This window comes from Butyrivibrio sp. TB (assembly GCF_900110805.1).
Lineage (GTDB): Bacteria > Bacillota > Clostridia > Lachnospirales > Lachnospiraceae > Butyrivibrio > Butyrivibrio fibrisolvens_C.
The window spans coordinates 58,753-73,019 of sequence record NZ_FOER01000022.1 but is presented as its reverse complement, the minus strand read 5'-3'; the positions used below and the strand labels follow the sequence as shown (position 1 = coordinate 73,019).

The following is a 14,267-nucleotide window of genomic DNA, read 5'->3' as shown; positions in this document are numbered from 1 at the left end:
ACTTTCAGAACTTGCGGCGTTGATTTTTAGAGTTAATCTTTGATCAATTCACGATATCCTTGTTAATATCTATATTTCAAAAGTCTATTCCCAAATATAACAATTTTATCAGGATTATCTCTTTCCCACTTCTGGCAGATTCTGTCGTAAATATCTTTATTGTAAATTTCTTTGCCTATAGCAAAGGACTCCAGGTTATGGGTAAAAGCTTTTTTGAATTTAAAAAGAGGATCTTCTTCGCTGGTGCTATTGCCTCCGCCAAGGTGAAATTTCTTCACTCCAAGTTCATGAAGTCTACATGCGCTCTTCCACAACAAAAGGTTATTAGCTCCAAGGCTCTTATATTCATGGTCGCTGCCTTCCAAATGGTAATGACCAAAATCGCCTTCATACATGATGATCGCTGAGCATATCAGCTTCCCATCAAGTCTTACTGTTGCCAGAAACGAATTATCTATAAGATCATTTTTAAATTTCTGATAATAGTCTCCATCAAAAAAGTAAAAGTCATCTGCTCCTATGCGCTTCATTGTTGCATTATATAAATCTATAAATTCCGGAAATGATTCAAGGTTATCTTCTGCTTTGTATATAAGTCCACTCTTTTCTGCTTTACGGATCATATTTCTATTCTTGGAAGATATCTGAGTGGTCCATATATCTTCATCGCCTTTATCCGTCAAGATAGCAACTGTATGCCTATCGTAAATGACGTTCATTGTATCCTTACAAAAGGCTGCATTATCTATAAGTGGGTGAAAGCGGATGAAACCGCATATATATCTGTTATCTCTAAAATAGTCTTTGATACCGGATAAGGCTTTATCTATCCAGGTCTTATCAGAAGCATTTGTGATCGGTCCTCCGTATCCATACTGGGTCTCAAAGTCGAAGTAGTCTTCTACCTCACCTCGTAAAAAGGGCATAAGAAGGACGTTTTGGCCTTCACTGCATACTATACACAAGGCCTTTGAATTTTCATTTTCATATAGTTTTACATATTCTTCCAGGTAATAAATATCTTTTTGATGATCACTTAATTTAGTAAGATATTCATTCCACTTATCCGTAATAATTATGTTCATGATATGCCTCATATAAGGTAACAGATACTTACTATATAGAAATAAGCCTAACTTTTACTATATCCAGTTCATATCATTATAAGATCCGGTTCAGCATTTATTTAATATATAGATTAAAATGCCTGCCCTAATATTTCTAATATTCTATCCATATCTGAAAGGTTATATCTTTGATCGCATATAAGCGAAAGTTCCATGTCGTAAAGTATATTTGAACCAGTCGAAAGATCTGATTCCTTTGCCTTCTTCCAATGAACAGGACAGAAAATGTTATTATCAAACATCTTTTTTCTAACCACATCTCTTTTATCTGGATCTAAAAGAACAGGTATAAAAAGAGGTACTTTAGACTCTTTATAAATATGTTTTATATTAAGTTTTAATAATCCTTCATGTAGGTATCTGGCGTTGTCTTTGCGCCTGTTTTCAGCGCTTTCCTGCTCTTTTTTTATATAGGTGTTAAAGAGATTATATGAAATATCTGATATGCGGCATTTATAGTTATGATTTAAAAGCTCTTCACCTTTTTCTATAAGTTCAAGGCATACCTCGTCGTTTATTACTTCTCTGAAGCTTTTTAATAGATTCCCTGAAAGCTTATATGAAACAAATAAATTACTGTCATTCATTGAGTCGTATATTTCTGATAGCTGTTTACTTTTTGCTTTATTTTTTACTTTTAGTATTCCGCCATCAGGTATAGGGAACCACTTTCTTAAACTGGTAAAAGCATAGTCATAGTCTGTCTCTGTACCAAAGCCGTAATAGTTCTGGACATCATCAAGAATTATTATGGATTCCGGTACTTCTTTTCTTATGGCTTCTATAGTCTCATCCAAATCTAGTAATCCAAAATAGTTGATCAGGATGATTGCACTTTTTACTCTTGCATCTTTTGAGGCATAAGCCATAAGGCTATCCATATCCGGATAAAAGTTATCTTGTATGTGATAAAAACAGATTGGCAATCCCGCATCATTTACAGCGTCTATCACACTACTACACAGATAATCTGGAAGAACCACCTGCAAAGAGTTTTTCTCAGCACGCAGGGCCGCATACAGCGCTGCTCTTCCACTTGAAAAGAACAATTCGCTATTATCATTTGGATCCTCGAGAAAAGGTGAGACAGCAGTACAGAAAGCACTATCATGATCTAAAAGGCCGCGCGCATCTAAAGCACTGTTTAAAGCATCCGGTGCTATCGCAAATTCACCGCCTATGATTTTTGATCTGTCCTTTTCTGTACTACCTGACATATTTCCCTTTCATAATCAAAGAATCTCAGATAATATACTGACGATCCTTTCGCTGGTATGTCCATCGCCGTAATAAGTGCTGTCATCTACAGAAGATGTATCCATTTTCATTGCTTTTCGGATCGAATCTTCAAGAGATCTCCTGCTGCCGTCAGACTGAAGGATATTCTTGCACATATAGCGACCTTTTTGTCTGTCACCAATATTTACTACAGGAATCTTTAAGTATGGGGCTTCAACTATACCGCTTGATGAATTCCCTATAACAAAAGAAGCTTCTTTCATAAAGCTAAGGTAACGCCTGCTGCCAAGAGAAGGAACCACTCTTATTTTTTTATCTTCTTCAAGGAGCTTGTTGATCTTATCTCCTCCGGGGTCAAGGTTCGCATATGTTGCAACTACGCTTACGCCATCGAGGGTATGAAGAATGTCGAGAGTGTTGGATACTATTTCAAGATCAATAGAGATATCGTGATCAGTCTGAGCATGGTAAGTCATAAGTATCCATTTGGAATCAGGATCTATATTCAGGTCATCCGCAAGCTCTTTTCTTGTCATCAGCTTATTTCTTATAAAGTGATCAAGCCCGGGTTCTCCAACATCAAATACGTTCTGCGATGTGCCTCGCATTCTGATGATATTGTCTGCGCTTTCTTTGGTTCCGGGGAAGTGTATGGATGCGAGCATAGTTACAGCATTTCTTATGGCGTCATCTATAGCGCCCTTAGTAACGTCTCCGCCTGATATATGTATGATAGGTATATTCATAAGAAATGCGGTATTGCATATAGGGAGCAGTTCGTATCTGTCACCAAGAACGACTACGTAGTCAGGAGATAGTTTACGAAATGCATCAGCACATCCTATCATAAGCTCGCTGCATTCATATGTTAGAGATCTTAAATCATCTATATCCGGATATTCTGAAAAAGGAATTGTACAGTCAGGAGTAAAACCATCCTCAAGTATCTGATCTATTGTATGTCCCTGACTTTCAAGAAGGTGTCCTCCGCATACAATTAGTTGCAACTCAAAAGATGCAGAATCTTTGACATCCTGCATTATCCATCTAAGAAGACCATATTCAGATCTGGCAGCAGTAATAAAACATAATTTGATCATTACATTTTACCCTAATGGCCCATTACTATAGTCTTAAAAATTCTCCTTCATGGGACTATATATTTTTTATTCTTAGGACTATATGATTTTCATTCTTGGCCAAATTCAATATCTCTAAATCTCAATTCCCTCATCCGGAATATAATCCTTTAAAGCTTTTCGCCCTATCACTTTATAATAATCTCTTGCAAGCTCACCTATATCGTTGCGTTTAACGCATATATTGGATTCTGTAAATGTATCTCCCTTAGCTATATTCGCATACGCTACAACTCTTTTAGTAACAACTTTAGATATCTCTTTTTCTTCAGGTGTGGGTTCTTTAATACCATCACCAAGAAGCGCTTCTGTCTTTCTGATACTTTCCACCATGTCTTTGAATGGACCAGGTTCAGTACTTGCAAGGTGGTCAGGGCCTTCCATCTGACAATCAAGTGTGAAGTGCTTTTCTATAACACAGGCTCCCATTGTTACTGCCGCAATAGAAGCTTCTGGTCCTATTGTATGGTCTGAATATCCAACAGGTAGATGGAAAGCTTCTCCTATCGTATTCATGGCTCTTAAATTGACTTTATCATGTGGGCAGGGATAACTTGTTGTGCAGTGAAGAAGGGTTATATCGCTGGCTCCGCCTTCTCTTAAAGCTCTAAGCGATATATCTATGTCTGCAAGATTACTCATTCCTGTACTAAGTAGTATGGGTAATTTCTTTGATCCTATTTCTTTCAGATACGATACATTTCCTATATCACCTGATCCTATTTTTATAAATGGAATTCCAAGCCTTATTAGAAAATCAAGGCTTTCAGAATCATCTGCTGTAGATATGAATGTTATCCCGATCTGATCACAATGTTCTTTGATCTTTGTAAAAGCATCATAGGGAAGTTCGATTTTTTTGAGCATATCAAACTGAGACTCAGTAACTCCGGTATTTTCAATCTGATACTGAGCCTGTTCAACATTTCTTGTAATGATATTTTCTGTTTTCCAGGTTTGGAATTTGACGGCATCTGCGCCTGAATTTTTGGCTGCATCACAAAGTTTCAAAGCAAGATCAAGCTTACCATTGTGATTAACTCCCGCTTCAGCAATGATATAGCATCTGGACTTATCAAACATGACGCCCTCCCGAATGAACTCACGAATATTATATACGTATTACCGTTTATATTTATTATATCATTGAGATATATGTTTTTGATACAAATCGAGCAGGTATTAAAACCTGCTCGATAAATCCTAAAATTATATAATTACTATATGCCTTTAAATATAAGTGCCTGTGATAAGCTTGCAAGTTTATACTGCATCCGAATGATTCATATAGCTGTTAGGAACAGGAACATTGTTAGCCTTCATAACGCCAATCCATGTATCCCTTACAGAATGCAGGTGCTTATTTACCTCTTTCAATATCTCGATATCCTTGCTGACATTAGCTTCAACAAGTCTTCTGTCAAGATATGAATAGATATTCTCAAAATCCTGAGCAGTAGCATATTTCATATTCAGGGTCTCACGAAGATATGCGATGATATTCTGCACCTTACGAATATTATTGTGGGTTCCTTCAATATCTTTTTTCTCACAGGCATTTTCTGCTCTGTTACAGAATTTGATAGCACCTTCGTAAAGCATGAGAGTTAGCTCGGGGCCGGAAGCTGACAACACTTTATTGTTCGCATATTGTGCATATGGATTTGCTTTATTCACTATAAACCTCCTAGAGATGTCTTATATAAGCTACAATACTCTATCAGCCTCGCGGCTTGATGCTGTTAAATTTCATAATATGGATAGCTTTATTGTCCTAACATGCTTCCAAGTGATGAAGAGCTGGAATTGATCTTGGCCAATGCCTTCTCCATTGCAGCAAATTTGCTGTAATAGTAATCCTGTTTTTTCTCTAAGTCTTTTTCTGCCTTGGAAATCTGAGTAGTATACTCGCTATACTGTGATGCCATGAGTTTATCTTCGTATACAGTATATGCACTTGAATACTGAGACCCCTTCATGAGATCGCCAAGCTTGGTATATACTTCCCTTGACAGCTGTGTGAAGAAACTTGTAACCGCATCCGGATCATTTGCTATTGCCGATGCAAGCTTATCTGCATTTGCTTTGGAATAGTCATCATCATCATTGCCATCGATATGGTACAGGCCACGCTCATTTTCTTCTGCTTCGAAGTATCCCTTAGTATTGATTCCAAAAGTTGAAAGGGACATTGAGGATGTCTTACCATTTGCATCGGTTACTTCGAAACTCTTTTGCATAGATTCCTTAAGAGCCTGTATTACGTTATACAAGGTGCTGTCTTTGGCAAGGAGGCCTTTTTTTATTTTGTCATTCCATTCAGTTATCTCATCCTCGGTCATCTCATCTTTCTGATCAGAAGTCAGGATATCATATTTATCAGCCTTGTCTGCATTATACATTGTGTCGAGCTTCTGGATCAGGGTATTGTACTGGGATAGATATTCCTTGACCATATCATATATGCCGCTAGTATCATTAGAAGTTGTTATAGTGAACTCTTCATTTGTCGAGGAGTTAATAGATATGCTAAGTCCATTAACTTCAAATGTGTTAGAAGCTGATGTATATGATACACCATTCATAACAAGTTCAGCATCTTCTGCTTCCTGATACTGCGATTCCTGTTCAAGTTCATCTGTGTTGATTCCAAGCAACGAAAGTGCAGCTCCGTTTGTACTTGTATCAACAGTAAATGCATTTTCTTCGCCGGTCTTCTCGGAAGCAATATATAGTCTTCCCTGTTTCGCATCATAGTTAGCAGTTACTCCAAGGCCACTATCTGTTGTCGCAGAATTAAGCTTTGAAACAAGATCGCTCATGCTGTCACTAGCGCTAATAGTTATATTAAGTGTCTCTGCTCCATCTTTTCCCATCTTAAAGGAGATGGTTGTATCTTCTGTAATACCAAGTTCAGACATCTTAGTGTCTTTGGTTGCAAGTTCATCGCTGCCTTGTTTGGTTACCTTATTACCTGTCAGGTAAGAAGCTTTCGCAAGGCTTGTCTTACTTACTGTTGACGATGAGATCATTGCATTTTCGCCAGTTGTGATTGATACTGCATTACTTGATGCTTTTGATGTCTTTTTATTAAAAGCTGTTGAGAAACGCATATCTGAAAGTTTGCCGTTATAGAAAGATACTATGTCTTTGTTGGTACTCTTCCAGACATCCTGTTTCCATGAAAGTCTTGTCTGTCCGCCTGTCTGCTTATCAACTCTGGTTTTATAATTTTGTGTAAGTGCAGTTATTAAAGATTCCGTATCAAGGCCGGAATTCAGGCCTGTAATCCTGTTAGTCATAATACCTCATTCCCGGATGAACTCCATTTCATCCATAAAAAACTGGGATTTTACTACTTATAATGAGAGAATTATTTTCTTTCATCGACCATGATACCTGCAAGTTCCCAAGCCTTTGCAATCATATCAAGTGTCTTTTCCGGTGGAAATTCCTTTACGACTTTCTTGGTGTCCTTATCAACGATCTTGATAGTTACACGATTAGTCTTGTCATGGAATCCAAATACAGCCTCAGTATTAGCTGTCATTTTCTGATTGATATTAGCTATTGTTTTACTGATCTTCTCATTATTCTTTTCATTTTGTTCATCGGCTAATTCGATCGCATGCTGAAGCTGCGAAGTATTTTCTTCAGTCTGGCTTTCATCATTGCCATCTTCCTGACTATACGGTGCTACACCTGTAGCCTGCTTAACTGTTTCTACTTCCTGAGCTAGCTGATCTAGTGCATTACCAGTAATATCAACGCCGGCGCCTTCTCTTTCTCTCCGAACAGGCTGAATCTGCTGCATCTGTTGAACCTGCAGAATATTGGCCTGTTGAATCGAATTAATTGCCATAATTTATCACCTCCATGTGTTACAGATTACCAGCTGCTTAATTGCTTACTTGGTAGCAGCTTCGATGGAAACTTCCCTGTTTCCACTCATAATCTAAATATTATAATTGTTAGTACATATATACAAACAAGCTTCCAACATACCTTATGGTATCCTCTCGCTTGATATAAAGGGTATTAATGTTTATGTCAAAGTCTTATAAAAGTCCTTTCAAAAACATAAATATACACGTACCTACTTCTATTGCATTTATCGGTAAAAATCATCAAATCCTTAACAAAATTAGAATAAAAATCGTCATGTGATTTTTTACGATTTAACATAGAAATATTATTTAAGACTTTTGGAATGATATGATGTAGATGTCAAAAGTTTCTTTTGACCCTTACGTCATGATATAATAGTGGAAAAAGAAAAAAAACACTTTTTATCATATGTTTTTACACGATGAGGTCCTTATGATTTCAGTAATAACTATATGTAAAAATGAAGCAGCTCATATAGCGCAGACCATCGAAAGTGTAATTGGTCAATCTTATAGCGATGTTGAATATATCGTTATAGACGGCGGTTCAACTGATGGAACTGTAGATATCATTAAATCCTATTCCGATAAGATCTCCTACTTTGTCTCCGAACCTGATAATGGAATATATGATGCCCTTAATAAAGGAATTCTTGCTGCTCATGGTGAAATCATTGGCACTATGAACGGTGGAGACTTCTATGAGCCCGGGGCTCTTCAGGCCGTTTGGAATAGTTTTCTCGAAAAACCTGACAGCAACATTTTGTATGGAAATCTTAATTTCATTTATGACGACGGGACAAGTGAGAATTTTATCGCTGGTGATGATCTTTCAAGACTCCCATATGGTTCCATTAATTTGGGTCATGTTGCCTGCTTTGTCACAGCAGATACCTACATAGAACAGGGCTTATATAATACAGCCTATAAAATTGCCGGAGATTATGATTTTCTTCTTAGGTGTTATGTTAATGGCAAAAAGTTCTATCATATAAGGAACACTCTTTCTAATTACAGGGTTAATGGTGTATCTAGCACCAACCACGTTCTGACTTTTCAGGAAACATGCGCTATAGCTCTAGTCTACGCAAGTGATGAAGCAATGAGATGCGAGATACGAGAAGGAATCTCAAATTTATATAAGGAGCGATTTCTATCGTAATATAAAAGCTATAGGATTCTTGACAATGACATGTACTATAACGAGGTGCCGTTTAGCATGACTACTATAGAACTTATTGATAAGTTAATTGAAATTACAACAAAAAGACCTGAAGTCCTTTCCGGATTTGACTGGCAGGATGCCCAGCTTATGATAGAGCTTGAAATTGACAACAGAAAGAGCTTATATCCTGAGTCCCAATATAGTAACCTCATTGATAGCATTCGAGATCAATTTAATATCCTTAGAAGCGAGTCTGCCAAAAGCGTTTGCAACAAAGATAATGTTAGTTCATGCCTTATTCTTTTAAAAGGATTGATCTCTTCTTTACCAGATTTGGACTTTGCGACATCATTTCTTCAAAATGCGGCTTTCGAGCACGAAAAGCTTATTCACTTTACTGATAATACGGCTATTGTCCTTGGGGATTCTCATGTGAATTTTTTCTCAGGTAATAACAAACTCACCTTTAAAGCAATCGGTGATGGAATAAATGTCTGTCCCAACATTACAAACTATAAATTTACCTGTCTTCATCTAGGTCCTTGTCTTGCCTATAACTGCATCAATGAAAATTCTAAATATGCATTTTATAAGAAAGTCAATTTCCTATGCGATAACTTCATTAAGCCTGGTGCTAAAATATGCGTATGCCTTGGCGAAATAGATATCCGCGCTCATGTCTTTATGGAAAAAGATCTGCAAAAAAGGCCATGGGAAGATATCTGCGATAACATAATCGCAAATTATATGGATTTTCTTTGTGAATTAAAATCAAGAGGATTCAGGGTCTATTGCTGGGGACCTATTGCTTCCATGCCTGATAATACTTCTGAAGAAGAGGAACTTAAGGCACTTGCCGCAGAAGGGCTTTTTGATCAGGAGCTTATAAGTGTTGGAAGCGAAGCCGAGAGAAATACTGCAACTGCTTATTTTAACCAAAAGCTTTCCGAAGAATGTGCAAAAAACAGCATAACATTTATGTCTATCTTCAATCAGATGGTAGATGCAAACATGAAAACAGATGTTTCTTTTTTGGCAGATGATAAGTGCCATCTTAATTCAGAAATTATAAAGGTTGCAGAAAAAATATGGATTACTCATGAATTCATATAAAGCCTGTAAACAAAGGTCAGGCGCCATGAAATTACCGATAATAAGTGTTATAATCTACGTATAAATGTTCGTTTTTAGTAATTAGCTTGTATATTAACCTGAATGAGAGGTGTAGTATGGCAAGAACATATCTTGATATGATGGAAGATTCTCTTCGAAAGAAAATCGAGATCATGAAGCAGATTGAAGTTCAAAACGGCATACAGAAAGAGGCTCTTGAAACTATCGGTGGCCCGGATGAAGATGCTTTTGACAAGTCTGTTAATATCAAAGGCGAGCTCATAGATAAACTCACCGAACTTAATGACAGCTTCGATAGTCTTTATGAAAAGGTAGGAAAAGAGCTCGATGGCAAAAAAGACAAATACCGTGACCAGATCCAGCGCATGCAGGATCTTATTCGTGATATCACCGACCTTTCTAATACACTTGAAGTTCAGGAGTCCAGAAACAAGGAACTTGCAGACAACTATTTTTCCAACACAAGACAGGGAATGAGAACCGGCAAACAGAGTGCAGCTGCAGCGCTCAAATATCACGTTACAATGAATAAATCTGCCAATATCCAGCCTCACTTTATTGATAATCATGGTTAAGTTAATATGATATTTCTTAAGCCATGCTGAAAGGACTATTATGTCTTTTGTCTTTACAGAAGATTATTTCAAAGAAGAAACCAGACATGGTTTTACAATCACCTCCACTATGAAAAGGTGCTGGGCATGCCAATTGCGGGTTGTCGGAGCTATAGACGATATCTGCAAGCGGTATAATCTTAAGTACTTTGCATATTGGGGAACTCTCCTTGGGGCTGTGCGCTCTCATGGCATGATCCCATGGGATGATGATATTGATATAGCAATGACAAGAGACAGTTTTAATGGTCTTGTAGAGCATATTGATGAACTTCCCGATACTCTTCATCTCATTGGAAAAGATGCTTCTAATTTCCCATTTACAGGATTCTATAGAATTACTAATACTGACCACATCAGGTGGACAGACGATTATCTAAAAGATAATTATGACTTCCCAATGATGGCGGGGGTTGATATTTTCGTGTTTGATTATATTCCCAGAGAAAAAGAAATATATAACTCTATATGCCAGATTTTACAGGTAACTCTTGATGCTGCCGATCTTATTGTCAAAAACCCAAAAGATCCATCTCTTCCTCAAAAGATCGTTAATATTCAAAACTTTATTGGGCATAGACTGGATCCCTCTTCTGACAAGTCAATAGTCTATCAGCTTCAGGAACTATATGAGATCGCTGCACAGTCAACTTTTCCCGAAGAAGCTGACGATCTTGGTATGTATAATCATATGATGTACCATGATCCTGGACAACATTTTCCCAAAGAAGCTTTTGAACATATGATAAGGGTTCCTTTTGAAACAGGGACTATTGTAATTCCGGAAAATTATGAGCTTTTCCTTACACATCGTTTTGGAAATGATTATATTATTCCTGAAAAAATAAAGGGGGCTCACAATTATCCCTATTATAGGTCTGAGCTTAAGATGATCGATGATTATTGTAAAGAGCACAATACTGATGAACCCATTGTTAAATGTAACCTTCAGGAGGAAATGGATAGATATATCTATAACTGAATAGCCTTGATAAAGGCCATATATCAAATTACATCGCTGCCTATACATGTTTTCTTATCTTCTATATTGGCTAATTACCTGATTCCTTTAACCAATATCACATATTCTCGATAGTAAATTCGTGTATGCAAACTTTTCAAAAACCTTTTCCTGTCCCTTTAAAGCAATTTGTTTTCTTTCTTCATCATGTTCAAGATAATATGCCACCTTTTGTATCATATCCTCGGGAGTATATGCTATGACCAGTTCTTCCCCATCTATAAAATACTCAGCAATTTCTTCTGTATAGGTTGTAATGAGAAATCCCCCTGCTGCCAATATATCAAGAACTCTAAGAGGAATGCCTGACAAGATACTTCTAAGTGTTATATTAAGATTTATCTTGCTTCTTCTAAATACTTTCGGCATCTTATCAAAATATCCTGCTATGCCAAGATTTGATACTCCATCAATTTTTTTTGCTCCTGGCATAGTGTAGAGAACTGTATCGAAATGTTTTCCCATTTCTGTTAGGATATTACGCCGTTCATTAACAGTAACTTTTTTCCTCAGAATGTCTCTTATCACCCTTCCATAATCCAATTCATATTTTCCACTATTTTCAAATTTTATATATTTAGAAAGCTCGTCTATATGTGTATCTCTAATTGCTTTTTCATCTGTAAACATATCATGACCAAATATCATTTCCTGAGCTTCTATAACGATGTCTATATATTCTTTTAATGCATACGGAAGAGTTTGTACCTGATCGTAAAAATTGTATTCGTTGTCATACATATTACCCAAAAAACAAACATCATGCTGATATATTATCTGTCCCCCTGTCTCTTCATCCATATCTTTGCACAATTTTCTAAGCCTTATGTCATTTACACCAAGCGGAGAATAGTTTATATTTTTTACTCCCTTATCCCGCATATATTTGCACAGCACTTTGTCAAAGACATAGATCTTATTAACTATATAATTGACGGTATGTGAATTAAGAGTATAATGCGGGCAGTCAAATACCCAGGATACATAGGGCATGTTATACTTATTGCATACTTCTGATATATTAGGAAAATAGTCAAATGAAAATAGAAGGTCATAGTATCTTTTTCCACCTTCTTTTTTGTCAAAAAATTCTTTTAACGTATTCTCTATTTCGGGAGTAACATCAAATCCATGCACGTTGAGTCGTACTGTATCAACGTGATATCCCATTCTTCTCATGGCATCGCGGCAGTCTTCACCGTTGAATTCATCCCAGTCATAATAGAGTATTCTCATGTCTCTATGCTCCAAAAAAGCGCCCAGGACAATGTCCAAGGCGCATGATTACTAATTCAGTCTTCGTGGCTACAAGAGCTTTTTCAGTGCCTCAATTTGGGCCACATCTGTAGCTTCCTTGTTCTCATTCTGAATCTGTATATAAACCTCTTTCCTATGTATAGGTATATCTTTTGGCGCAGTAATCCCAAGCTTGACCTGATCGCCTCTGACATCCAGAATTGTTACTTCTATGTTATTATTGATTATGATAGCCTCGTTCTTTTTTCTAGATAATGCCAGCATATTCTCTGTCCCTCCATGGCGTGGCCTACATGATCATCCTTGGGCATCTTTATTTTTTTTCAAAATATCATAGATAGGAAATTTGACCGGATACTCTTCATTATCAACGATAATCTGTGAGGCTTTCATCTCTTTGGTATTTATTATAATAGGTCCCATGAGGTTTACTGTCATCTTGGTAAGGTCATGAGGAACCGTAACTGTTACAAGGACAAGCATTTCCTGCTCATCAAGATCTCCAATCTCTGTAATACCATTCTTGTCAACTATAGGTTTATAATCATGACATACAATGAGCGGATCCAATACAGGAAGGGCAAATTCAGGCTCATCTATAGATTGAAGCCACTTAATAGTACTAGCGCTCTCACCTTCATCATACATAAGGGTGAATTTCTTAAGATCAGGAAAGCCTATGATTCCATTTGGAAAAACAATGATCTTGCTATCGTCAACTTCTACTTCACCAAATACTCTTGTTGTTAGCTTCATGTTGTAACCTCCATGGGTTGTAAATAATGCTGCATATTAGTGTATCGTGTAGAGCTCTTATATATCTTGATCATTTACTTTCTTTCATCGACCATGATGCCTGCAAGTTCCCAAGCTTTAGCGATCATATCAAGGGTCTTGTCCGGTGGAAATTCCTTAACTACTTCCTTGGTATCCTTGTCTACGATTTTTATGGTTACTCTGTTGGTCTTCTCATGGAATCCGAACACTGCTTCAGTATTAGCAGTCATCTTCTGATTAATGTTAGCTATCGCTTTACTAATCTTCTCATTCTTCTTATCATTCTGTTCTTCGATAAGTTCACGTGCGTGCTGTAGCTGGGCTGCTGCCTCATTGGGATTCTGGCCTGATCCATTGCCGCCATCTTCCTGTGAATATGGTGCAACGTTGGTTGCCTGCTTGACGGTCTCTACTTCCTGAGCGAGCTGATCTGCTGCATTACCGGCAGTATCTACTGTCCTTGCGCCTTCTCTTTCTTTCTGTACAGGCTGTACCTGCTGCATCTGCTGTATTTGCATTATATTGGTCTGTTGTATTGAATTGATTGCCATAATATATCACCTCCATGTGTGACTGATTACGAGCTGCATCTAATGCTTCCTTGGTAGCAGCTTCTGTGGAAACCTCCCTGTTTCCGCTCATAATCTTATGTTTATATGTAAACATATATATAAACAAGCTTGGAATAAGAACTTTATGGGTTATATTCCTGCCTGATTTGAAGGATAATAATCAATTCTGCCCATGTAAATATAGCCATAGAAGACGGCATAATAATACACCTATTGTCTTCTATGGCTTATATCGGATGATTTTTTAAATTATTTACCGAAAATCATATAAAAACATCAAATAATCAAAAAATATTCTTTATCTTTTGGGAATTATCTTTTTTGAATAATCTTTG

General features: G+C 37.0%; 15 protein-coding genes. 4 read left to right on the top strand and 11 right to left on the bottom strand.

The window, feature by feature from the left end:
• Positions 1-62 precede the first annotated feature (62 nt).
• The 7 genes from BMX21_RS14435 to BMX21_RS14405 all read right to left on the bottom strand — a co-directional run bounded on the left by BMX21_RS14435 (position 63) and on the right by BMX21_RS14405 (position 7,367).
• Entirely contained in the window at positions 63-1,085 is a 1,023-nt protein-coding gene (locus tag BMX21_RS14435) for a lipid II:glycine glycyltransferase FemX (RefSeq protein WP_177174054.1), read from the bottom strand.
• Between the two features lie 113 nt (positions 1,086-1,198).
• Entirely contained in the window at positions 1,199-2,344 is a 1,146-nt protein-coding gene (locus BMX21_RS14430) for an aspartate aminotransferase family protein (RefSeq protein ID WP_092045447.1), read from the bottom strand.
• A 15-nt stretch (positions 2,345-2,359) separates the two neighbouring features.
• Positions 2,360-3,466 carry a UDP-N-acetylglucosamine 2-epimerase gene (gene neuC / locus BMX21_RS14425; protein WP_092045445.1) on the bottom strand — a complete coding sequence of 369 codons (1,107 nt, stop codon included), beginning with the start codon at positions 3,464-3,466 and terminating at the stop codon, positions 2,360-2,362.
• Between the two features lie 114 nt (positions 3,467-3,580).
• Positions 3,581-4,588 carry an N-acetylneuraminate synthase gene (gene neuB / locus BMX21_RS14420; RefSeq protein ID WP_027204514.1) on the bottom strand — a complete coding sequence of 336 codons (1,008 nt, stop codon included), beginning with the start codon at positions 4,586-4,588 and terminating at the stop codon, positions 3,581-3,583.
• A gap of 180 nt (positions 4,589-4,768) precedes the next feature.
• On the bottom strand, positions 4,769-5,182 hold the full coding sequence (fliS, locus tag BMX21_RS14415; protein ID WP_080656083.1) for a flagellar export chaperone FliS: 414 nt from the start codon (positions 5,180-5,182) through the stop codon (positions 4,769-4,771).
• Between the two features lie 89 nt (positions 5,183-5,271).
• Positions 5,272-6,807 carry a flagellar filament capping protein FliD gene (gene fliD / locus BMX21_RS14410; protein ID WP_092045443.1) on the bottom strand — a complete coding sequence of 512 codons (1,536 nt, stop codon included), beginning with the start codon at positions 6,805-6,807 and terminating at the stop codon, positions 5,272-5,274.
• Between the two features lie 71 nt (positions 6,808-6,878).
• A complete protein-coding gene (locus BMX21_RS14405) occupies positions 6,879-7,367 on the bottom strand; it encodes a flagellar protein FlaG (protein ID WP_242952934.1) in 489 nt (162 codons plus the stop codon).
• Between the two features lie 458 nt (positions 7,368-7,825).
• Here BMX21_RS14405 and BMX21_RS14400 point away from each other — a divergent pair, with 458 nt between their 5' ends.
• From BMX21_RS14400 to BMX21_RS14385, 4 genes are all read left to right on the top strand, one after another.
• Positions 7,826-8,554, top strand: coding sequence for a glycosyltransferase family 2 protein (locus BMX21_RS14400; protein ID WP_177174053.1), 729 nt, complete (start codon positions 7,826-7,828; stop codon positions 8,552-8,554).
• 57 nt (positions 8,555-8,611) lie between these two features.
• Positions 8,612-9,670: a hypothetical protein gene (locus BMX21_RS14395; RefSeq protein WP_092045439.1), complete on the top strand. Its 1,059-nt coding sequence runs from the start codon at positions 8,612-8,614 to the stop codon at positions 9,668-9,670.
• Positions 9,671-9,786: 116 nt separating this feature from the next.
• Positions 9,787-10,266, top strand: a complete 480-nt coding sequence (locus BMX21_RS14390; protein WP_092045437.1) for a hypothetical protein — start codon at positions 9,787-9,789, stop codon at positions 10,264-10,266.
• A gap of 40 nt (positions 10,267-10,306) precedes the next feature.
• A complete protein-coding gene (locus BMX21_RS14385; RefSeq protein ID WP_092045435.1) occupies positions 10,307-11,287 on the top strand; it encodes a LicD family protein in 981 nt (326 codons plus the stop codon).
• 87 nt (positions 11,288-11,374) lie between these two features.
• On the opposite strand, the gene BMX21_RS14380 is transcribed toward BMX21_RS14385, so the two are convergent.
• The 4 genes from BMX21_RS14380 to BMX21_RS14365 all read right to left on the bottom strand — a co-directional run bounded on the left by BMX21_RS14380 (position 11,375) and on the right by BMX21_RS14365 (position 13,911).
• Entirely contained in the window at positions 11,375-12,562 is a 1,188-nt protein-coding gene (locus BMX21_RS14380; RefSeq protein ID WP_092045433.1) for a glycosyltransferase family protein, read from the bottom strand.
• Between the two features lie 69 nt (positions 12,563-12,631).
• Entirely contained in the window at positions 12,632-12,847 is a 216-nt protein-coding gene (gene csrA / locus BMX21_RS14375; RefSeq protein ID WP_092045431.1) for a carbon storage regulator CsrA, read from the bottom strand.
• Positions 12,848-12,880: 33 nt separating this feature from the next.
• Complete coding sequence (gene fliW / locus BMX21_RS14370; RefSeq protein ID WP_092045429.1) at positions 12,881-13,339, bottom strand: flagellar assembly protein FliW; 459 nt, start codon at positions 13,337-13,339, stop codon at positions 12,881-12,883.
• A gap of 74 nt (positions 13,340-13,413) precedes the next feature.
• The gene (locus tag BMX21_RS14365; RefSeq protein WP_242952933.1) at positions 13,414-13,911 is read right to left on the bottom strand and encodes a flagellar protein FlaG; all 498 of its coding nucleotides are present in this window, start codon (positions 13,909-13,911) and stop codon (positions 13,414-13,416) included.
• Positions 13,912-14,267: the final 356 nt, after the last annotated feature.

Excerpts from the sequence above, each read along its gene's own strand:
- BMX21_RS14435 (WP_177174054.1), bottom strand. The coding sequence starts at position 1,085 with ATGAACATAATTATTACGGATAAGTGGAATGAATATCTTACTAAATTA.
- BMX21_RS14430 (WP_092045447.1), bottom strand. The coding sequence starts at position 2,344 with ATGTCAGGTAGTACAGAAAAGGACAGATCAAAAATCATAGGCGGTGAA.
- neuC (WP_092045445.1), bottom strand. The coding sequence starts at position 3,466 with ATGATCAAATTATGTTTTATTACTGCTGCCAGATCTGAATATGGTCTT.
- neuB (WP_027204514.1), bottom strand. The coding sequence starts at position 4,588 with ATGTTTGATAAGTCCAGATGCTATATCATTGCTGAAGCGGGAGTTAAT.
- fliD (WP_092045443.1), bottom strand. The coding sequence starts at position 6,807 with ATGACTAACAGGATTACAGGCCTGAATTCCGGCCTTGATACGGAATCT.
- BMX21_RS14405 (WP_242952934.1), bottom strand. The coding sequence starts at position 7,367 with ATGGCAATTAATTCGATTCAACAGGCCAATATTCTGCAGGTTCAACAG.
- BMX21_RS14400 (WP_177174053.1), top strand. The coding sequence starts at position 7,826 with ATGATTTCAGTAATAACTATATGTAAAAATGAAGCAGCTCATATAGCG.
- BMX21_RS14395 (WP_092045439.1), top strand. The coding sequence starts at position 8,612 with ATGACTACTATAGAACTTATTGATAAGTTAATTGAAATTACAACAAAA.
- BMX21_RS14390 (WP_092045437.1), top strand. The coding sequence starts at position 9,787 with ATGGCAAGAACATATCTTGATATGATGGAAGATTCTCTTCGAAAGAAA.
- BMX21_RS14385 (WP_092045435.1), top strand. The coding sequence starts at position 10,307 with ATGTCTTTTGTCTTTACAGAAGATTATTTCAAAGAAGAAACCAGACAT.
- BMX21_RS14380 (WP_092045433.1), bottom strand. The coding sequence starts at position 12,562 with ATGAGAATACTCTATTATGACTGGGATGAATTCAACGGTGAAGACTGC.
- csrA (WP_092045431.1), bottom strand. The coding sequence starts at position 12,847 with ATGCTGGCATTATCTAGAAAAAAGAACGAGGCTATCATAATCAATAAT.
- fliW (WP_092045429.1), bottom strand. The coding sequence starts at position 13,339 with ATGAAGCTAACAACAAGAGTATTTGGTGAAGTAGAAGTTGACGATAGC.
- BMX21_RS14365 (WP_242952933.1), bottom strand. The coding sequence starts at position 13,911 with ATGGCAATCAATTCAATACAACAGACCAATATAATGCAAATACAGCAG.